We start from the raw sequence: 20,737 nt of genomic DNA on the forward strand, positions 1-20,737 counted from the left end.
ATGCATTCTCATTTGCGCACTCCCAAATTAACGCCAACCGAAGATTCAATAAGTGAGTTTTGGTCGGAAGTAGCCCAACAAACTGTAGATTGGCTTCGCCCCTGGGATTCGGTGCTTACGGGTGGGCTAAAACACGGTGATGTGACTTGGTTCAAAGGCGGGAAATTGAATGTTAGTTTGAACTGTATTGACCGCCATTTATCCCACAAGGCAAATCAACCCGCGATTATCTGGGAAGGAGATGATCCAGACCAACATAAAACGCTGACCTTTGCTGAACTACATGCCGAAGTGTGTCGGATGAGTAATGTGCTGAAACAGTTAAACGTACAAAAAGGCGACAAAGTAGCCATTTATTTACCGATGATTCCTGAGGCAGCAATTGCCATGCTTGCATGTACACGTATTGGAGCCATCCATACCGTAATATTTGCTGGATTTTCAGCCCATGCATTAAGACAACGCATTTTAGCATCTGAATGTGTCTGCCTAATTACTGCAAATCATTTTAATCGTGGTGGTAAATTGGTAGGTTTAAAGGAACAGGTGGACGAGGCCTGCAACGATTTATCATTACCAAGGCTGCTCATCAAAACGAGTGAGGATCCAGTCCCTATTGATAAAAATAAAGACCATTGGTGGCATGAGCTTAAAGAAACAGTAAGCGCACACTGCGATGCAGAACCTATGGATGCGGAAGATCCCTTATTTATTTTGTACACATCAGGAAGCACCGGCCAGCCTAAGGGAGTAGTGCATACCACTGGAGGCTACCTCGTACAAACAGCGTATACGCATCAATTAATTTTTAATTGCCAATCCGACGAAGTATTTTGGTGTACTGCAGATATAGGCTGGATTACTGGACATAGTTATGTAGTATTTGGTCCTCTTTGTAATGGAATTACCACGCTGATGTATGAAGGGATTCCTACCTGGCCTGATTTCTCTCGGAATTGGCAAATCGTCGATAAACATCAGGTAAATGTGTTTTATACGGCACCTACCGCCATACGTGCCTTGATGCGTGCGGGAGATGAATGGTTGGCTTCTAGTTCACGAGATTCTTTACGTTTACTTGGCTCTGTGGGAGAACCCATTAATCCTGAAGCTTGGCAATGGTATTATCAAAAAGTAGGCAAAGGCCGATGTCCAATTGTGGATACTTGGTGGCAAACCGAAACTGGAGCAGTGATGATTAGTCCCAGAGCCGATGATCCGATTAGTAAACCCGGCTCGGCACGTCAACCTATTCCCGGTATTATTTCTGTGTTACTCAATGAGAATGGCCACGAAATAACTGGAGCGGGCGAAGGGTTTTTAGCAATAAAGTATCCTTGGCCTTCTATGGCGAGAACCATCGCTGGAGATCATCCGCGTTATTGTATGACCTATTTACATCATGGTTATTACATTACCGGAGATGGTGCAAAACGCGATGAAGATGGTGATTATTGGATTACGGGTCGAGTCGATGATGTGATTAACGTTTCCGGACATCGCTTAGGTACAGCAGAAATCGAAAGTGCGCTTGTTAGTCATCCCGCCGTTGCCGAGGCAGCGGTTGTGGGTATTCCCCATGATCTTAAAGGCCAAGGAATTTATGCCTACGTCATTTTAAAGAAGGATATCAGGCCCGATGACACCTTAAAAACCCAGTTGATCCAACAAGTTAATAAAGAAATAAGCCCGATTGCAAAACCTGATGTCATTCATATTGTTAATGATTTGCCCAAAACCCGATCAGGGAAAATCATGCGACGTATCCTGCGCAAAATTGCAGCAAAAGAAATACAAAGTCTGGACGAGCTAGGTGATATCTCCACCTTGGCAAATCCCCAAATCGTAGAAAAATTGTGGAAGGAGTCGAATCAAACCTAAAGCGTTTTAAACTCTTTCATAAAATGGATGCTAAATCCAAATAGGAAAAAATCTGGGTTATCACTTCGCTCTGACCCAGACTCAAATGATCACGCCCCAAAATGGGCAAATTTTTAGCAATTTGTTGACTAAATGCAAAAAATGTATTGCTTTATATGCGAAATACGATTAAAATTAGTCACGTTTTAGCTAAAGGTCAGATCCCCTAAAATGCAAGAAGCCCCGGATTGTTTTGATTTTTCTCAGCTGTCCTTGGAGGAAATTGCCAATTTACTCCAACGTTTTAGCGTGCGCCTAACTCCTGATGAAGCCCTCACCATACAGAATTCCCTCTTAAAGCGACCACCAACTTATGCAGAATGCATTTTATGGTCTATTCAGGGATCTGAACATTGTTCTTATAAAAGCAGCCGCAAACATCTCAATAAGTTCAATACCAAAGCCCCCCACGTCATCCTGGGTCCTAAAGAAGATGCCGGAATTGTTGCAGTAGCAACGGATAAACAAGACAGACGTTACGGCATTGTGGTAAGCCATGAATCGCATAATCATCCCTCACAACTTGTACCTTTCGAAGGTGCTGCGACTGGAGTGGGTGGAAATGTACGCGATGTTTGCTGTATGGGCGCGGAAGTAATTGCAGTGGCGGACAGTTTGCGTTTTGGCGATATTGATCGCCCAAAAACGAAATGGATAAATCAAGGAGTTGTTCAAGGAATTGCAGGTTATGCGAATCCTCTTGGCATTCCAAATTTAGGTGGTGATACTTATTACGACGAAGCCTATAATGAAAATTGTCTGGTTACTGTCGTTACATTAGGAGTTGTCAGAGAAGATCAAATCATCCATTCTTATGCCCCACCCCACGCAGAGGGCTATCAATTTATTTTAGTGGGTAAACCCACAGATAATAGTGGCTTTGGCGGGGCGGCTTTCGCTTCAGCAACCCTAAGTGAAGAACAACAAGAACAAAATAAAGGAGCAGTGCAAGAACCTAATGCGTTTTTGCAACGACATATTCTTAAAGCCAATTACGCCATGTTTGAGTTTCTGCGCGAAAACAATCTTATTGATCGGGTAGGATTTAAAGATCTAGGTGCAGGAGGAATTGCTTGCGCCAGTGTTGAATTGGCAGAAGCCAGTGGCTATGGGGCAGAAATTAATCTTGATCTGGTGCCAACCAGCATGAATAATCTATTACCCGCGGTGGTACTTTGTTCGGAAACCCAGGAACGCTTTATGTGGGTTGTCCCTCAAGAACTCGTTGACACCTTCTTAAAGCATTATAACGAGCGCTTTGCCCTTCCAGAAATCTGCGATGGCGCCCAAGCAACTGTAGTAGGAACCATAAGAAATGATGGTTTATACATTGTTAAAGCTCAAGGAAAAGAAATTGTCTCCGCTCGCGCACAAGACATTACCCAAGGCATTCTTTATGATCGCCCTTATAGTACGAAACAGAACAATCATAGAGAACCAGAGCCGATTACAGTAAGCGATTTCAATGAACAACTATTGGATTTACTGGCTCACGAAAACATCGCTTCTCGTGCGCCAATTTATGAAAGTTATGACAAACAAGTTCAAGGTCGCTCAGTCATCGAGCCAGGGTGGGCTGATGCGGGGGTCATTGCTCCATTTAATGAAAATAAATATCCACCAGAAATTCAGTCTACCGGCGTTGCCTTATCCGTCGATCATAACCCGCGTTATAATAAAATCGATGCCTATTGGGGTGCTGTCAATGCCGTTATCGAATCGGTACGCAACATCATAGCCGTAGGCGCCTGGCCACTTGCGCTTACTGATTGTCTGTGTTTTGGTAATCCCGAAAATCCAGAACAAATGGGCGAGTTTGTTGATGCAGTACGTGGCATTGTCGATGCATGCAAGGCAGTAAAAATGTTCGCTGATCGTAATGTAACCTTACCCATTATATCGGGAAATGTTTCGCTCTATAATGAGTCAGCTCAAGGAGCCATTCCACCAAGTCCTATAATCAGCTGCATTGGTTCAATCAACAATTATTCCAAAGCCATAAGCTATGACTTCAAACAGCCTAATTCAGTTCTATTAATGATTGGCGAACGCAAAGATGAATGTGGCGGTAGTGTGTATTACCAATTACATAATCAATTAGGCAGTCAACTACCTAAACCCAATCTGAGTTCATTTGCGGATGAAATCAGCGCCATACACGCCGCCATGCAAGCTGGTCTTGTATTGTCAGCCCATGATATTTCAGAAGGGGGTATTGCAGTTGCGCTTGCAGAAATGAGTTTTAAAAATGAAATTGGGGTAAATGCGTTTATTCCTGGTAGTTTATCCAATGATAAAAAACTGTTTTCAGAAAGTGGCGGATTTATCCTCGAGGTTTCACTCGAACACCTAAGCGCATTGGAAGATATATTTCGTAATTATTCGGTTTCGTTTCAACCTATAGGCGAAACAACCGCAACCCCAATCTTGGTAATCAATTCGGTTATCAATCTATCAATCAGTGCAGCCAAAACTGCGTGGGAAAATGGTTTAATTGAGAGGCTTATATAATGTCAATTATTGATTACAAAGCTGCGGGTGTAGATATAGAAGCAGGGAATCAAGCAGTGCGGAGTATCAAAAAAGCGGTAGAAAGCACTTTTTCTCCACGAGTTCTTACCGGAATTGGCAGCTTTGGCGCTATGTATGATCTCAAAAGTTTGTTGCAAGACTATGAGCATCCCGTTCTCGTGCAAAGTATCGATGGGGTTGGTACGAAAATGATGGTAGCAAAAATGATGCAAAAATTTGATACCATCGGAATGGATTTAGTCAGCGCCACCACCAATGACATTATCGTCTTGGGAGCAAAACCTCTTACCCTTCTTGATTACATTGCAAACGACAAATTAAAACCAGAAATCATCGAACAGATCATTAACGGGATGGTCAAAGCCTGTAAAGAAAACCACATTTCTTTAGTTGGCGGCGAAACTGCCGAAATGCCAGGTACCTACTTGCCAGGCGAATTGGATTTGGTTGGCATTATTACGGGTGTTGTTGAAAAAAATAAAGCGATTGAAGGTAAAACAATCGGTGAGGGCGATCTCGTCGTCATGTTTCCTTCAAGTGGTTTACATACTAATGGGTATTCGTTAGCAAGAAAGCTGCTTTTTGATGTTGCTGGATACAAGGTGGAATCTCAATTTCAAGATTTTTCTCAGAGCATTGGTGAAGAACTTCTAACACCGCATCTGAATTACACCCGACCTATTTTAAGTATTTTGGAAAAAAATATACCGATTAAAGGAATGGCGCACATTACAGGTGGAGGATTACTGGAAAATATTCCCCGTATTCTGCCGAAACAATTTGGCGTTGAAATTACTAAAAAACAGATTCCTGAACTGCCTATATTTAGTCTATTGCGTAAGTTAGGAAATCTGGATGATGAGCAGATGTATCGTACTTTTAATATGGGCGCAGGATTAGTTCTTTTTATCGCACCCGATACATTATCGGCTATTCGCGAAGTGCTCCGCGATTTTCCCTCCTTCCCTCTTTATGAAATTGGACGTGTAGTGAAAGGAGATCAAAAGGTGAGGCTGTTATGATACGTATTGGCTTAATTCAATTCCCAGGCTCCAATTGCGAACGCGAAACAGCTCTTGCTGTAAAACGGGCCGGAATGGAACCTGTTGAGTTTTTATGGAATGAACCTTTAGAAAAACTACGTACCTTGGATGGATTTATCCTTATTGGAGGTTTTTCCTATGAAGATCGCTCGCGTGCAGGAATTATTGCAGCACTTGATCCCGTAATCCAAGAAATCAAAGCTCAAAGCGAACAAGGAAAGCCCATATTAGGAATCTGCAACGGCGCCCAAATACTCGTTGAATCCGGTTTAGTTCCTGGCCTAAGGAATCGTGAAATCAGTATGGCCCTCACGGAAAATAAGCGCATTGCTCACGGGAAAATCGTTGGGACAGGCTTTTATAATGCCTGGGTGCATATGCGTCTGGCTGAAAATCATCAACATAATGCATTTACGCGTCATCTAACACCCCAAGATTTAATTCACCTGCCTATTGCACACGCCCAAGGACGTTTTCTTATGCCAGAATCCTTGTTAAAGCAGATAGAACAACAGGGTTTAAATTTATTTCAATATTGTGATGCCGAAGGTCAAGTCATCGATAATTTCCCGATTAATCCAAATGGCTCCGCAGGCAATATTGCGGCAATTACCAATCAGGCAGGCAATGTCATGGCCATGATGCCGCATCCAGAACGCACCATAAATGGAGACCCTATTTTTACTTCGATGCGTGATTATATCGAAGAACTTAAAGGTAGGCGGAATGAAGGCGCAGCCTTTGCGAACACGTCGCAGGATGTAGTGGAGGAAAGGGTAAATCTCAAAAGTTTCAAGAAAATCCCAAGCAGTCATATCTGCCTTGTCAAACTGATTATCACCGATAACCAAGCCCTAACTGTACAAAAAACGCTAAGACGTTTAGGTTTTCCAGTAACAGTGAATCGGTTGGAACACTGGGAAATTGAATGCGATTCTGCAGAACATTTTGCCCAACTTAAAAAAACAGGACTTTTATATTCGGATCGTAAAGAACGAGAAGTTTGCGCAAGTGAACTCCACACTCCAAATACCTTAGCTTATCTTGTTCGCGCAAAAGAAGACTTGCAGGGACAGCAAACGTTGCAAACTCTTAATACTCACTATGCAGTACCTAAAATAAGTAAAATTAATCATGGTGTTTTATGGCAATTTACCAGCGATGAAACCAATATCTCTGCGTTAATAGACCATATTTTATTAACTCACATTATCGGGAACCCTTATGCTCATGAATGCTACCAATACGACCCCTCATTATGATAATGAAATTCGAGAGGCCTTAGCTTTCTGCTTGGATAAAACAAATTTGCCCGTGGGCAAAAAATACCAGGGAAAGGTAAGGGATTCGTATGATTTAGGTGATTCTATCATGTTAGTAACCACGGACCGACTCACCGCGTTTGATAGACCTCTTGCTCTCATTCCTTATAAAGGTGCCGTACTTAACTTAACCAGTGCTTGGTGGTTTGAACAAACCAAGAATCTTGTTCCTAATCACATCATTGCAGTTCCTGATCCCAATGTCGTGATTGCCAAAAAATGCACCGTTTTTCCGATTGAATTTGTAGTGAGAGGCTACATTAGTGGTACAACCAGCACTTCATTATGGACTCAATATCAAAATGGGGTACGGGAATATTGTGGAATTACTTTTCCTGAGGGATTAAGTAAAAATCAAAAACTGGACCAACCTGTTTTAACTCCTACGACCAAAGAAAAAATTCATGATCGACCTATCTCACCTGCCGAAATTATTGCAGATGGATGGATGACTGAAGAAGATTGGTTAGAAGCAAGTGCTTTAGCGCTTAAACTCTATCAACGGGGTACGGAAATCGCTAAAGATCATGGTTTGATTCTAGTAGATACTAAATATGAATTCGGTCGCGATGCCGATGGTAAAATCATCGTAGTAGATGAAATTCATACTCCGGATTCCAGTCGTTATTGGCTTGCTGACAGCTATCAAGCACGTATTGCCGAGGGCTTAGAACCTGAAAATATTGATAAAGAATTTTTGCGTTTATGGTTCGCTAAAAATTCAGATCCGTATCACGATGAGCAACTTCCTCAAGCACCCCAAGAATTAATTGAAGAACTTTCCTCACGTTATATCCAATTATATGAGCGTATTACCGGTAAAAAATTCAGTTTTGCAGAACATAAAGAACCTGCTGAGCAACGGATCATGCGCCATATTGCAAATTATTTGAGGTAAGCAATGTGTGGGATAGTAGGTATTTACAGTCATGAACCAGTAGCCTTCGAATTGTATGAGAGTCTTATTCATTTACAACATCGAGGGCAAGATGCTGCGGGCATACTCACTTGTGATCAGCGTTTCTATACCAAACATGGATTAGGTTTAGTTCGGGAAATTTTTACTTCTGATAACGTTTCCACATTGCAAGGAAATATAGGGATTGGTCACGTACGCTATCCCACTGCTGGTGGCTATACGGCAACCGATGTCCAACCCTTATGGATTGGGAGTCCACGAGGTATAGCGCTTGCCCATAATGGTAATCTGTCCAATTATCAAGAATTGGCTGATGACATTCGTTTAAAGCAACATCGTCATCTTAATACTTCTCTTGACTCGGAAGCACTATTACTCGTGCTTGCGGATAACCTAGCTAGTAATGCATCCAGCCATGAGGAAAATTCAGATAGTTTTTTCGAGCTTTTAACCCAAGCCGTCTCGCATATTTTTGAACGAATTGAAGGAGCATACTCAATTGTATCCGTAATTATTGGCAAAGGTCTTGTTGCCTTTCGCGATCCTCACGGTATCCGCCCGCTGGTTTGGGGAACACGTGAAAATCCTGATGGAACTGTTGATACTATTTTTGCATCAGAAACTACTCCTTTTTATGCCTTGGGCTTTGAACCTCGCGGGGATATTTTGCCCGGTGAAGTTGCCTTTGTGGATCTTAAGGGAAAACTACACCGCCGTGTTCTAAAAACCGAACAATTTAGACCTTGTGTGTTTGAATATGTTTATTTTGCACGTCCGGATGCAACACTTAATAACGTCAGTGTGTATCGCGCTCGTTTACGCATGGGACAAAATCTAGCGCAGCAATGGAAGCAAAAACACCCTGAACTCATACCAGATATTGTTATTCCCGCTCCGTTCACTGCAAATACTGCAGCTCTTTCATTTGCTCATGAATTAGGAGTCCGATATTCCGAAGGCTTGTATAAAAATCCATTTATAGGACGTACCTTCATTATGCCTAATCAAAAGGCACGAAGTCGAAATATTCGCTACAAATTAACTCCTCAGCAAACTGAAATTAAAAATAAAGTGGTGATGATTATTGACGACAGCATAGTTCGAGGAACAACCTCTCGGGAAATTGTCAAAATGGTAAGAGAGTCGGGAGCAAAGAAAATCTATTTTGCTTCCACATCGCCCCCCCTTAAAAATCCCTGTTTTAGTGGAATTGATATTCCCTCACGCAAGGAGTTGATTGCGGCTAATAAAACTGAAGATGAAATTGCCCATTATCTTGGTGTGGATGTATTACTCTATCAATCCAATGAAGATTTGGTTGAAGCAGTTACACGTCGCGGGGAGCATCAAATCAAAAAACCGTGTATGGCGTGTATGGATGGCGATTATTTTTGTAAAAAACTCACTTCAGAAAAAATGAAAGAACTGGAAGAACAACGTGAAACAAGCAGACTTACTACTCCCCCAAAAATAGAGGATAACCGCGAATGAACATTCTTGTTATCGGCTCTGGCGCACGTGAGCATGCACTGATCAAAGCCTTAGACCGGTCGCCACAAAAACCGTCATTGTTTTGTTATGGCACGGCAATTAATCCTGGAATCCAGCAATTAACTCATCAATATTGCGCAGGGGATATTACCAATTGTACGGCAGTAGTATCAAAGGCAAAACTTTGGGACATTGAATTAGTCATTATCGGTCCAGAAGCCCCCCTTGAACAAGGTATGGCTGATGCTTTTTGGCAAGCAGGAATCCCCACCATCGGTCCGAAAAAAATATTGGCCCAAATTGAAACCTCTAAAGAGTTCGCACGCGATCTGATGCAAAAGCATCATATAGCCGGTTTACCACGTTATAAAAAATTTACCCACCTCGATGAGATTGAGACTTTTCTCAATGAACTTGGCGAAGGCAATTACGTTATTAAAGCAAATGGATTAATGGGTGGAAAAGGGGTTAAAGTTGCTGGAGATCACCTGCATTCAATTGCTGAAGCTTTGGATTTTTGTCAGGAAATTCTTGATAAAAAGCAGACTATTCTTATCGAAGAAAAATTGATTGGGCAGGAATTTTCATTCATGTGTTTCGCTGATGGCAAGAAGCTGGTTCCTATGCCTTTGGTGCAAGACCATAAACGTGCTTATAACGGCGATAAAGGACCCAATACCGGTGGTATGGGAAGTTACTCCGATACCGACCATCAATTACCTTTCTTGACTGTACATGATGTTCATGAAGCCTTGGCGATTAATAACGCCGTCTTTAAGGCCCTATCTACGGAATGCGGTGAATCCTATATTGGCATTTTATATGGCAGTTTTATTGCAACTAAAAGTGGGATTTATGTTATCGAATTCAACGCACGCTTTGGCGATCCGGAGGCCTTAAATGTATTATCAATTCTGGAGTCTGATTTTGTTACCCTATGCCAAGCCATGGTAAACGGTACTCTTGCTGAAGAAAACGTTAAGTTTTCTAAACAAGCCACTGTGTGTAAATATGCAGTCCCTGAAGGTTATCCTGATGCACCTAAGAAAAACTTTGTCGTAGAGTTTTCAAAAGTCACCTGTCAAGATCATTTATACCTTTCATCCGTAAATCAGGTAGATGATCAAATCCTTGCTGAAGGTTCACGCACTGCGGCTTATGTAGGAATTGCCGATTCAATTTTTGCTGCAGAGCAAAACGCTGAAAAGGAAATTTCATTGATTGAAGGTCCTTTATTTCATCGTCAGGACATAGGAACTAAGCAACTAATTCAACAACGAATTGACCATATGCAAAGGATACGCGCATTATGATTCGCATCGCCGTACTTGGTTCAACCCGAGGTACTAACCTTAATGCACTGGTTGCTGCAATAGAACAACACCATTTAGCGGCATCAATCGAGCTGGTTTTGAGCAACAAAGAGGATGCGCTCATTTTGGAAAAAGCGGCAAACTTTGGAATTCAATCCATGTTCGCCAATCCTCAAGGACTCAGTCGTACAGAATTTGATAATTATCTGTCTGCGATACTCAAACAACATCAAATAGAATTGATTGTTTTAATTGGTTATATGCGCATTTTATCCGCTGAATTCGTCTCCCAATGGGAAAATAAAATAATCAATATTCACCCGTCTTTACTGCCAGCTCATGCAGGGCTGATGAATCTTGATGTCCATCAATCTGTTTTAGATGCAGCTGATACTGAAACCGGTTGCACTGTTCACTTTGTTACCGAACAAGTCGATGCAGGACCAATTATTTTGCAGAAAAAATGTCCCGTTTTTCCAGGCGATACTGCTGAACTTTTGAAAGCTAGGGTGCAAGAACTCGAAGGATTAGCCTTGATTGAAGCGATACAGATGATTGCTAATTCCGAGAATAGTCGGAGTTTACTTGGATGCCAAGCTACACCTACCAAGATGATAAATAGTTAACGCGGGAAATTATGCCTAAAATACTTGTATCAATACTTATGGGCTCAAAATCTGATTGGACCATTATGGAAGAAGCCAGCCGAACTCTGGAACAATTTAACATTCCTCACGAAGTTCGCGCTTTATCTGCACATCGTACCCCAGATGCATTATTTGAGTATCTCAAATCTGCAGAAGAACGTGGCGTAGAAATTTTTATCGCTGCCGCAGGTGGTGCGGCTCATTTACCCGGGGTTGTAGCAGCTAAAACACTAATACCTGTTCTAGGTGTGCCCATGCCCTCTTCAACATTCACTAATGGTCTTGATGCGCTTTTATCCATAGTCCAAATGCCAGCGGGAATTCCGGTAGGAACCCTTGCAGTGGGCAAAGCAGGCGCTATTAATGCGGCTATTTTGGCAGTAACAACCCTCGGCAATCAGTATCCTGTATATCGTGAAGCGATTAAAAATTACCGCGCGACTCAAGCACAAAAAGTACTGGAACATGCTGAAATTAAGTGATAACTCGAACACATATCGTTTCACCTCAGCCTATAAATTTATGGGATGAGGTGAAACTATCTGCAGGGTGATGCTGAAGAAATGTCATAGCTTGCATCATCACCTAACTGCTCGTGTAATCCCTTGCTCACTGCCATAAAAGTATTAGTTAGATTATCTAAATAAAGTTCTTCTGATAACTTCATTCCATCTTTCATCATTTGCATAGCGATTATGTGTTGCTCTTTTGACAGTGACGCTGCGAGTTTTGCACTGGTTTTAGTTAAGATTTCTTTGTACTCCTGATGTTTATCAGTTAGGTTGTTTTTGTTTTTTAATTCCGCAAAAATGCGTAACATTAAATGGAGACGCGTTGTTAGGTCATTTTTTTCACTTAATTTAGTCGATTTAAAGATCACTTCAATTGCATTTCGCTGACTTTTACCCACAGTAGCAGTAAGAAATTGAAAACTTTCTACGCTATCAATAACATAGGGCAGCAAACCTCCGTATTTAAGAAGGGAATTTGATTCAATTACTTTCGTATTTCCATTTGAAAAAATATCCAGTGTTGTATTATCAATTTTTTCAAAGGACCGAGCCTTCATAACCGCGGCGAGTTGTTTTTTAAGACCCTCAATTGAGTGTACCAGCTCTTTATCAACACAGAGCAGTTCAGAACCAGTGGATCTTTGCTTAACCATAAATCGATACAAATCATGTAACAAGGAATCAATAATCAAATTGATATCATGTGTTAAATGTTTACTCACGGAATGATCTTCATTGACCTCTCGAAACCATTTGCAAACTAGGGACATGTTGTATTTATCGGGGAGGTTAGTCGCAAGGTTTTGACAAATTGGGAGTAGCATTTCATTAGGAAGACATTCAATTGCTGGACTTTCTTGCTCTTGTTTGCGAGAGTCCGTTTTCGCTCTAGAATTTTTAAAAAATCGGTCACCTCGTAACATTAAAATCCCTTTTAACATTAATGCGACTTAGGTCGCCGTATCACCTCAAATCGTCTTGTCGATTCGTCCTTATTTTTCGAAAAAAACATATTTGTTCCTGGAGGTAAAACCCCGGAAAGTCCTTTAATCACAATATGTCTTGTCTACCTTACTTCATCCTGACGATAAATCAAACCATTGGTTTAGCAAAGCGATCAATTCCCCCACCCCTTCCTTTTTTGAAGATGAAAAAGATTGAACGGTTATCAAATGGGTTGCCAGTTCATAATGTTTACGCACTTTGGCTAAGGTATTTTTTACTTCACTACGGCTTAATTTGTCGGATTTAGTCAATAAAATATGGACTGGTAGCTCCCGGTTTAATGCCCAATCGACCATCATTACATCTAAATCTTTCAAGGGATGACGAATATCCATCAATAAAATCAAACCTTTTAAGCTTTGCCTGACTTCAAGATAATGCGCCAAATTTTTTTGCCAGTCCATTTTCACTTGCAAAGCGACTTTCGCATACCCATAGCCTGGTAAATCAACAAGGCGACGCGTTTCATCGATGCCAAATAAGTTAATTAATTGGGTTCGACCGGGTGTTTTACTGGTACGTGCCAAATTTTTGATGCCAGTGAGACAATTCAAAGCACTTGATTTTCCAGCATTTGAACGTCCAGCAAAAGCAACTTCATATCCGGAGTCCTCAGGTAACTGAGGCACACGGGCAGCACTTTTTAAAAAAACAGCTTTAGAATAAGGATTTTCCAACATAAGAATTATAATATTTTGGGATTCAACCAAGGCAGTGTACCATTACTTGGTAAATTTATTATGAGAAATCGATGAAAAAATTTGTACTCACTTTTATCCTTTGCTTTCCATTAGTTCTTTTTGCTCAAGAAAATACCTTATCTGCACCCAACAAAGCGGTAGTTTGTTCCGCATGCCATGGACAACAAGGTAATAGTCCAAATCCTGACTGGCCTAATATCGCAGGACAACATCCCAAATACTTTATAAAGCAACTCAACGATATGAAAGATAGCGCGTTACGTAACGCACCAACGATGAATGCGCTTGTTGCTACCCTTAGTAAACAGGATATGGATGACTTGGCAGCATATTATGCTAAAATGCCTCTTGCTAAGGGCAGTACACCTAGAGAATTTCTTACACGGGGTGAACAAATCTACCGTGGAGGAGATTTTGCAAAAAGGATAACGGCATGCATCGCCTGCCATGGTCCCAAGGGTACGGGCAATGCTCAAGCTGGCTTCCCCATACTGTCTGGCCAACATGCTGCTTATACCGTGTTGCAATTAAATGCATTTAAAGACGGGAAGAGGAAGAATGATTTAAACCATATCATGCAAGATATTAGCAGTAGAATGAGCCAAGAAGATATGGAAGCAGTCGCACATTATATTGAAGGGTTACATTAGGAAACTAAATTATGTTAAAAAAATTAATCGCTGTATTCTTTCTTTTACCAGCAATGGCCCTGGCTGCATCATTTGTTGAGGGGAAGGACTATCAAATTGTTACCAATCCAAACGTAATGAATAATAAAAATAAAGCGCCCATTATTGAAGAATTTTTCAGTTATGGCTGCCCCTGGTGTTACAAAATAGAAGCACCTCTCAATTCTTGGGTTAGTAAAATGGGCAATAACGTTCAATTCGAACGTGTTCCAGTGGTATTTAAACCATCATGGGAGCTCTACGCTAAAGCGTATTATACTGCAAAAACCCTTGCACTTTCTGATAAAATGACGCCCTTACTGTTTAAAGCCATCCAAGAAGAAAGAAAGCCCCTCGACTCCAAACAAGCTATGATCAGTTTTTTTGTTGCTCAAGGAGTGGATAAAGAAATCGCGAAAAGTGCGTTTGAAAACTCACCAACCATTGATATGCGTGTTCAAAATGGAATGAGCCTCATGGGCGCTTATCAAATTAATGCAGTGCCTGCCTTTGTGGTAAATAATAAGTATAAAACGGACTTACAAATGGCTGGTAGTCCAGAGCGTTTATTAGAACTATTGAATTATCTCACGCGAAAATCTGCTTAATAAGCTGACTATTATAAACCTGCAAATGCCTGGGTGAAGGCACAAGCCGCAACCCAGGCCGAAACTACGTTTCACGCTACAGTGCTTAGTCAGCAGAAATTGGAATAAAGATAGAGACAATGCTTCACGTGAAACGTTAAAACGCGTGCTCGATGGATTTTTTCTGATATATCAATTCTCGTGCAGCGACAAATCCCATCATGTCACTTAACATGGTACTTACAACCTCCAATATTTCCTTGAAGATGCTTGCAAGTGGGCTAGTGAGAAAAGTACTTAAAACAGGGCTATCTTGTTTATAGAAGTTATTGGCCTGTTCCATAAGATCTAATGTTGTTCTACAAAACTCGATTACTTCATCTACATTTGTAGAAGCGAACAATTTTTCAAACTGAGCGTTGTACTCTGCCCTTGTTTCTCCTTTTAAAACCAGGTTCTGGTGCTTCTCCGTAAACAAGTGGGTACGATTAGGATTGGTGAGTTTTAAATAATTATTAAAGAATTCATCCAGGAGTGGCTTAATGTTGCTTAAATGTTTGGCTAGATATATGCGAAGGGTTATGTGGTAAAAAAGTTGCTCGACATTCATTTTATTACGGGAGGAAACTTCTAAATACTCAAGGCCCAGCTCATCAGCTAATTCCTTTGCTTGCGTGGAGCTTACCTCTCTTCGTTTCTCTATGTCCGCTTTGCAACCGACAAGAATCATTGGAAGATTTTGCTTGGTTACTCTTAAACGAGCTACGTAGTCTTTCGTGTGCTGCAAAGAAGTTTTATTAGTTAAATCAAAGCAGACTAGCGCTCCATCAACCGATCGAAAATAAGAACCAACGATTTCCTGTAATTTAGGCGTACCTGAGGCATCCCAGATGCGTAATTGGACTGTTTTATTGAACAACTTAATCCATTTTATTTCTTGGTCAACACCCATAGTGTCCATGTAGGTATCATAACTATAGAGAGAACCCCCACAATACGCCTGCACCAAGCATGATTTACCAACGGCGTTATTCCCTAGAAGAATTATTTTGAAATGCTCGTCATACTCTTGTTTGCGTTCCATGCTAACAACCCCTCCTTGGATCAAATCTGCACAAATAATAACAAACTATTCGCTCTAATTTAAGTGGTCATTGTCCCCAAGGAGGAATTTAACGAAACGGTTTGGATTAACATTTTAAATCTTTTATGCTCCCTTACCTGGATTTTCCAAACTTAAAATTCCGGTATTGAAATCATAAGCAAAAATCTCAGCATAACGTCCCCAGTCAATCATGGTACGTAATACACGGTCGGCTTCTTTTTCACTTAGATAATCTTCAAGCTTACTCAAAAAACGTTCTTCAGAAACTCTATGTCCTACTTTTTCATCTAATACTCGGCGGATGTAACGGGCAAGAGGTACCTTTTCCAATAATCTCTGCGCGAATAATTGTTTACGCTCTTGAAGATCAGCTTCAGCAAATTGCTTTCCTAAGTCGCTTAATTGGATATCTCCTGCAGAAACTTTAGCGAAACCTAATATTTCCAATGTTTCAAGTATGGGAAATAGGTCATCAATATTCATCATCAACTCATCTGCAAGCTCTGGTAGATCAATACGCTCTTCAAAAGAGGTCATCGTCTCAATCAAGCCAGTAAGTTCGGAAGGTTCTACATCGGGTAATCGGTATCCTAAACCGATTTGTCGCTCTCTTTGGGCTCGTTTTGCTTTTTCTTTAGGCCCAGTCGTCATTAATGTATAAATTTTATCAACCAAAGCCCGAAACTCAGGTGACTCAGGATCTCGTGGCTGCGGTAAGGTAACAGGTAATTCGGCGCGGATGTACCCTGGATCATTCCCAAAAATTACTATTCTGTCAGCTAATGTAGCAGCTTCTTCAATATTATGAGTCACTAATAAAATCCCATTGGTATTGGTTTTCTTTTCTGCCCATAATTCCAACAAGTCGGACTTCAAGTTTTCCGCGGTAAGTACGTCAAGGGCGGAAAAAGGCTCATCCATCAATAAAACATCGGGATTAATGACTAAGGCTCGCGCAAAACCAACCCGTTGACGCATCCCACCGGAAAGTTCCTTTGGAAACGCCGATTCAAAACCATCAAGACCAATAATATCAATCGCTTCAATGGCTCGATGCCTGCGCTCATCCCGACTTACTCCTTGAGCCTCTAGTCCAAGCTCTACATTTTCCAATACGGTAAGCCAAGGCATTAAGGCAAACGACTGGAAAACCATTGCAATCCCAGCGACAGGACTGGTGACCGGTTTACCCCTATAAGTTACGGTTCCACCAGTGGGGGCTATAAGACCTGCAATAATACGCAACAAAGTTGACTTCCCTGAACCGGATTTACCTAATAAGGCAACGATTTCGCCTTCTTGAAGCTTAAAGTTCACATCCTCAAGCACAAGCAAATCTTGTTCTGCTGCTTTTTTAAAAGACTTGCGTAAGCTTTCTATTGCAATAATGGTTTCAGACATAAGTATCTTTAATTAAGGTTAAAACGTTCTTCCGCCAAGCGATAGAGCGGACGCCAAATCAAATGGTTAAAAGTAAGTACATACAAACACATCATTGCAGTACCTAAAGCAATTTTTGGAAAGTCTCCCGTTGCCGTGCTGGCTTGGATGTATTCTCCCAAACCTGTAGCTCTAAGGGTAGTATTCCCCCAACTCACGAACTCTGCCACAATGCTCGCATTCCATGCACCACCCGCAGCTGTGATGGCGCCCGTAATATAAAAAGGAAAAATGCCAGGCAATGCTAACCTTTTCCACCAGAGCCACCCCTTCAAGCCAAAATTGTCTGCAGCAAGATAGAGTTCTCGCGGAATAGTCGATGCTCCTGCAATCACATTAAATAAAATATACCATTGAGTTCCAAGAATCATGAGTGGAGTCACCCATAGTTCTACATTTAAATGAAACGCTACGATAGCTATCACAAATAAAGGATAGAATAAATTTGCAGGGAATGCTGCTACAAATTGAATCACTGGCTGTATTTTTTGTGCAATTCTTGGCCTTAGACCAATCCACACGCCTACTGGAATCCAAACTAAGGAGCTAAGAAATATCATAGAAAGTACCCTAGCCCCGGTTGCTGCTCCCAGCAAAAACACATGCAAAATATCGCTCACTTTCAATTCTGCAAGAATAAAGCGCAATAAGAACCATGCTCCAGCACAAACGCTAATTAAAACTAAGATGCTCCAAAGTCGATCGAGACGCTTCTGCTTTTTAAAGTCAATTTCCCTTATTATTTTTGTCTCATTGATTCTCAGCCAACGCGCATTGACAAAATGATCGGAAAAAATGCCAAGAACTTCAGCAAACTGCTTCATTAGTCTACTGCCACGAATCCAATCCACGAGCCAAGATTGATATTCCGCTCCATCATGGGAGGGCTCTGTTTTAAACTTTTCAGACCAGGCAATTAGAGGACGAAAAAAGATTTGATCGTATAAAAATATAACAATCATCATTGCTAAAATAGCATAACCCACCGCATGTAAATCTCGTTGCTGAATTGCCAAGGCAATATAAGACCCTACGCCCGGCAATCGAATGTCTTGATGCGCTACTGAGATCGCTTCAGACAAAACCACAAAGAACCAGCTAGCAGACATAGAAACCATCATGTTCCACAACAAACTCGACATGGAAAAAGGCACTTCCAATTTCCAAAAGCGTTGCCAGGCCGAAAGTCGAAACATAGAAGACACTTCTTGTAAATCATGGGGTAATGTTTTTAAGGACTGATAAAAACCAAACGTCATATTCCATACTTGTGCACAAAAGATAGCAAAAATGGATGCACATTCAGGTCCTAGCAAACTGTTAGGAAACAAGCGGATGAATCCGGTTACTGTAATCGATAGAAAACTTAAAACCGGGATAGATTGTAAAATATCAATCGCAGGAATAATGATTTGTTCTGCACGCCGATTTTTTGCAGCCCAAAGTCCTATCGTAAACGTAAATATAATCGAAAAAAACAAGGCAATAAACATACGAAGTACCGTACGTAATGCATAAAAAGGAAGATTGGCAGGATCTAATGAAATGGGTATCTGCTCTCCCAATTGATAGGGAGTGGCCATTTGCGAACCGGCCCAACCTAAAAAGAACAATATGGAAAAAATAAGAACAATGAGCAGCAAATCCCAACGATTTACATATCGGCCAAATCTATCAGGATTAGCAAAGTAGAACCGACTTTCGCGCACAATGCCTCCTCAATAACTTTGTCGACACCCAAAATACACTCTGCAACTGATTAATCACGCAGTATAATAATTGAAAAAAAAAATGAAACTCAAGGGCCAAATATACGCCTATACCTCGCAAAATTTTCCGCCCTGGAATAATTTTAAATTGATACGGGAACAGCTGCTTGTTTCAGGATAATAAAATATCATAAAGACAGCTTGTCCGATAGATTAAAGCCGTTAATATAAACCTTTCTTCTGATTAAAAAGGAGAGTGTTGTGCTCAAAGATAAAAAAGTCACCTGCAGCAAACGTAATGAATTCGTGAATTGTACTAATATTCAATAATTTAGTTTTTTGCTTTCTTTAAAATGAAATAATTTGCACAAAAATTGAACTTTCCAAAAATTTCCGTGTCTAATATAGTGAGCATTTCCCCCGAATGCTTAGCTTCGCTTTACCCCCTCTTAAGCGGAGCAGTGTTTAGATTTCATTATCTAAACATCCAATTTGCCCCGGCAGCAGCCGGGGATTTTTTATGTGTATTGAATGAGCTACACTATAAAACAAGATCATTGGGAATTTAAGAAATCATCCGATAATTGGCTACACCTTAATGCACTAAGTTGAGCCTATCCCTAACGTGACATGTGCTTTGAAACAAAGAATAAAGGCTCAGTAGCTCGATCTCGCGGGAGGGAAGAGGAACAAGAGGAACATATTCTTAACTTAGTAATTAAACTACACTCTACTTTTTATTGTAAAAGGGATATGCTTATGAACAAGAAATTAGTCTTTATTTTCTTATCAATTTTTTTCCAATTTAGCTATGCACAACCAGAGCCCGCCCAATTATCCGTCTGGGTTAATGAGGCAATCGTAGCCACCTATACTTATAGCTATAAAAATTACCTTGAAGATCAGAAGAAAATAGCTAAGTACTTTGCAGCGGACGCCTGGATATCCTACAGCAAGGCGTTAAATGCCTCCAAATTACCAGAGGATGTCCAAAAAAATCTCTATAATGTGAGTGCCGTAGCTACTGCCCCCCCGGTAATCACCAATATCGACCCAACACATTGGAAAGCAACAATGGGGCTTATCGTAGCGTATCAAAATCCACAATACCAACAACGTCAACATTTGAAGGTAACGATTAATTTTATGGTTGCGCCATCAGGACAAGGAGTGCGGGGATATACCATCACCAGTTTACAATCCGTAGTAACCAAACAACCTTGTAAATGTGATGTTGAAGAAGACAGTGATTCAATGCCAGCTACTACCCCAGCACCAGGTCAGCCTAACCCAAATAACGCCAAACCATAAGTCCTAGATGCATAAGGATTAACATGCCAATCAAAATCAAAATCATATTTAATTTGCTTGGCATGGTTACATCTAGAGCAGACTCCTCAGGGTCATTGGGATTATAATAGATATCAATTGCCGTATTTTCTTGAAAAGCAACAGCCGCTTTATAAGCAATGCCACGGGAATATTTACTATTAGGATTGTTATGGGCTGTATCTAAAAACAAATATTCTCCCGTTAAATCTTTGTCATCAACTTGATAAGTATATTCAATTTTAGGCCAAACACTATGACCTACTTTAGTCCAGTCGCATTTAGTAATATAACCTTTAACTTTTAGCCACGATTGTGCTTGTACCAATACTTGTCTATCACGCCAAAAATGCCGGAGGAGTATTAGGAGGAATACTAACCACCCTAAATCCAACATCCAACGCCAAATATTTAGCCCAGTCATTAAAGTAGTCCTAATAAATATGCTGTATGGAATATACAGTATATATCGCAATAGGTATAATCACCCACAC

Annotated in this window: 18 protein-coding genes; 12 read left to right on the forward strand and 6 right to left on the reverse strand. The window is 40.9% G+C overall.

The window, feature by feature from the left end; genetic code table 11:
- The 9 genes from acs to purE all read left to right on the forward strand — a co-directional run bounded on the left by acs (position 1) and on the right by purE (position 11,669).
- Entirely contained in the window at positions 1-1,881 is a 1,881-nt protein-coding gene (gene acs / locus ACWTE2_RS23875; RefSeq protein WP_454784708.1) for an acetate--CoA ligase, read from the forward strand.
- Between the two features lie 210 nt (positions 1,882-2,091).
- Positions 2,092-4,431: a phosphoribosylformylglycinamidine synthase subunit PurL gene (gene purL / locus ACWTE2_RS23880; protein WP_454784709.1), complete on the forward strand. Its 2,340-nt coding sequence runs from the start codon at positions 2,092-2,094 to the stop codon at positions 4,429-4,431.
- Positions 4,431-5,474 (forward strand): phosphoribosylformylglycinamidine cyclo-ligase, encoded by a 1,044-nt coding sequence (gene purM / locus ACWTE2_RS23885; RefSeq protein ID WP_454784710.1) that lies wholly within the window; start codon positions 4,431-4,433, stop codon positions 5,472-5,474. The genes purL and purM overlap by 1 nt, the downstream gene beginning before the upstream one ends.
- Complete coding sequence (gene purQ, locus ACWTE2_RS23890; RefSeq protein WP_454784711.1) at positions 5,471-6,757, forward strand: phosphoribosylformylglycinamidine synthase I; 1,287 nt, start codon at positions 5,471-5,473, stop codon at positions 6,755-6,757. Before purM ends, purQ begins: the two co-directional genes overlap by 4 nt.
- Positions 6,720-7,715 (forward strand): phosphoribosylaminoimidazolesuccinocarboxamide synthase, encoded by a 996-nt coding sequence (locus ACWTE2_RS23895; RefSeq protein ID WP_454784712.1) that lies wholly within the window; start codon positions 6,720-6,722, stop codon positions 7,713-7,715. Before purQ ends, ACWTE2_RS23895 begins: the two co-directional genes overlap by 38 nt.
- 3 nt (positions 7,716-7,718) lie before the next feature.
- On the forward strand, positions 7,719-9,227 hold the full coding sequence (purF, locus tag ACWTE2_RS23900; protein WP_454784713.1) for an amidophosphoribosyltransferase: 1,509 nt from the start codon (positions 7,719-7,721) through the stop codon (positions 9,225-9,227).
- Positions 9,224-10,540 carry a phosphoribosylamine--glycine ligase gene (purD, locus tag ACWTE2_RS23905; protein WP_454784714.1) on the forward strand — a complete coding sequence of 439 codons (1,317 nt, stop codon included), beginning with the start codon at positions 9,224-9,226 and terminating at the stop codon, positions 10,538-10,540. The genes purF and purD overlap by 4 nt, the downstream gene beginning before the upstream one ends.
- A complete protein-coding gene (gene purN / locus ACWTE2_RS23910) occupies positions 10,537-11,166 on the forward strand; it encodes a phosphoribosylglycinamide formyltransferase (RefSeq protein WP_454784715.1) in 630 nt (209 codons plus the stop codon). The genes purD and purN overlap by 4 nt, the downstream gene beginning before the upstream one ends.
- Before the next feature lie 11 nt (positions 11,167-11,177).
- Positions 11,178-11,669, forward strand: a complete 492-nt coding sequence (purE, locus tag ACWTE2_RS23915; protein ID WP_454784716.1) for a 5-(carboxyamino)imidazole ribonucleotide mutase — start codon at positions 11,178-11,180, stop codon at positions 11,667-11,669.
- 56 nt (positions 11,670-11,725) lie between these two features.
- On the opposite strand, the gene ACWTE2_RS23920 is transcribed toward purE, so the two are convergent.
- Together ACWTE2_RS23920 and yihA are read right to left on the reverse strand one after the other, a co-directional pair.
- Positions 11,726-12,622 (reverse strand): hypothetical protein, encoded by an 897-nt coding sequence (locus tag ACWTE2_RS23920; protein WP_454784717.1) that lies wholly within the window; start codon positions 12,620-12,622, stop codon positions 11,726-11,728.
- A gap of 153 nt (positions 12,623-12,775) precedes the next feature.
- A complete protein-coding gene (gene yihA, locus ACWTE2_RS23925) occupies positions 12,776-13,384 on the reverse strand; it encodes a ribosome biogenesis GTP-binding protein YihA/YsxC (protein WP_182393727.1) in 609 nt (202 codons plus the stop codon).
- 71 nt (positions 13,385-13,455) lie between these two features.
- Here yihA and ACWTE2_RS23930 point away from each other — a divergent pair, with 71 nt between their 5' ends.
- The gene (locus ACWTE2_RS23930; protein WP_454784718.1) at positions 13,456-14,055 is read left to right on the forward strand and encodes a c-type cytochrome; all 600 of its coding nucleotides are present in this window, start codon (positions 13,456-13,458) and stop codon (positions 14,053-14,055) included.
- 11 nt (positions 14,056-14,066) lie between these two features.
- A complete protein-coding gene (locus ACWTE2_RS23935) occupies positions 14,067-14,681 on the forward strand; it encodes a thiol:disulfide interchange protein DsbA/DsbL (RefSeq protein WP_454784719.1) in 615 nt (204 codons plus the stop codon).
- A 136-nt stretch (positions 14,682-14,817) separates the two neighbouring features.
- Here ACWTE2_RS23935 and ACWTE2_RS23940 read toward each other — a convergent pair whose 3' ends face one another.
- The 3 genes from ACWTE2_RS23940 to ACWTE2_RS23950 form a co-directional block, all read right to left on the reverse strand.
- Positions 14,818-15,744, reverse strand: a complete 927-nt coding sequence (locus tag ACWTE2_RS23940; RefSeq protein ID WP_454784720.1) for a Rab family GTPase — start codon at positions 15,742-15,744, stop codon at positions 14,818-14,820.
- Positions 15,745-15,867: 123 nt separating this feature from the next.
- Positions 15,868-17,166, reverse strand: coding sequence for an ABC transporter ATP-binding protein (locus ACWTE2_RS23945; RefSeq protein WP_182391990.1), 1,299 nt, complete (start codon positions 17,164-17,166; stop codon positions 15,868-15,870).
- Positions 17,167-17,174: 8 nt separating this feature from the next.
- Positions 17,175-18,914 (reverse strand): ABC transporter permease, encoded by a 1,740-nt coding sequence (locus tag ACWTE2_RS23950; protein ID WP_182391991.1) that lies wholly within the window; start codon positions 18,912-18,914, stop codon positions 17,175-17,177.
- 759 nt (positions 18,915-19,673) lie between these two features.
- On the opposite strand from ACWTE2_RS23950, the gene ACWTE2_RS23955 reads away from it, so the two are divergent.
- Positions 19,674-20,225, forward strand: coding sequence for a DotI/IcmL family type IV secretion protein (locus ACWTE2_RS23955; RefSeq protein WP_454784721.1), 552 nt, complete (start codon positions 19,674-19,676; stop codon positions 20,223-20,225).
- Here the strand turns inward: ACWTE2_RS23955 and ACWTE2_RS23960 are convergent.
- Positions 20,200-20,667, reverse strand: coding sequence for a DUF3592 domain-containing protein (locus ACWTE2_RS23960; protein ID WP_182391993.1), 468 nt, complete (start codon positions 20,665-20,667; stop codon positions 20,200-20,202). The genes ACWTE2_RS23955 and ACWTE2_RS23960 overlap by 26 nt on opposite strands.
- Positions 20,668-20,737: the final 70 nt, after the last annotated feature.

It is taken from the genome of Legionella nigrisilvae, assembly GCF_977063395.2.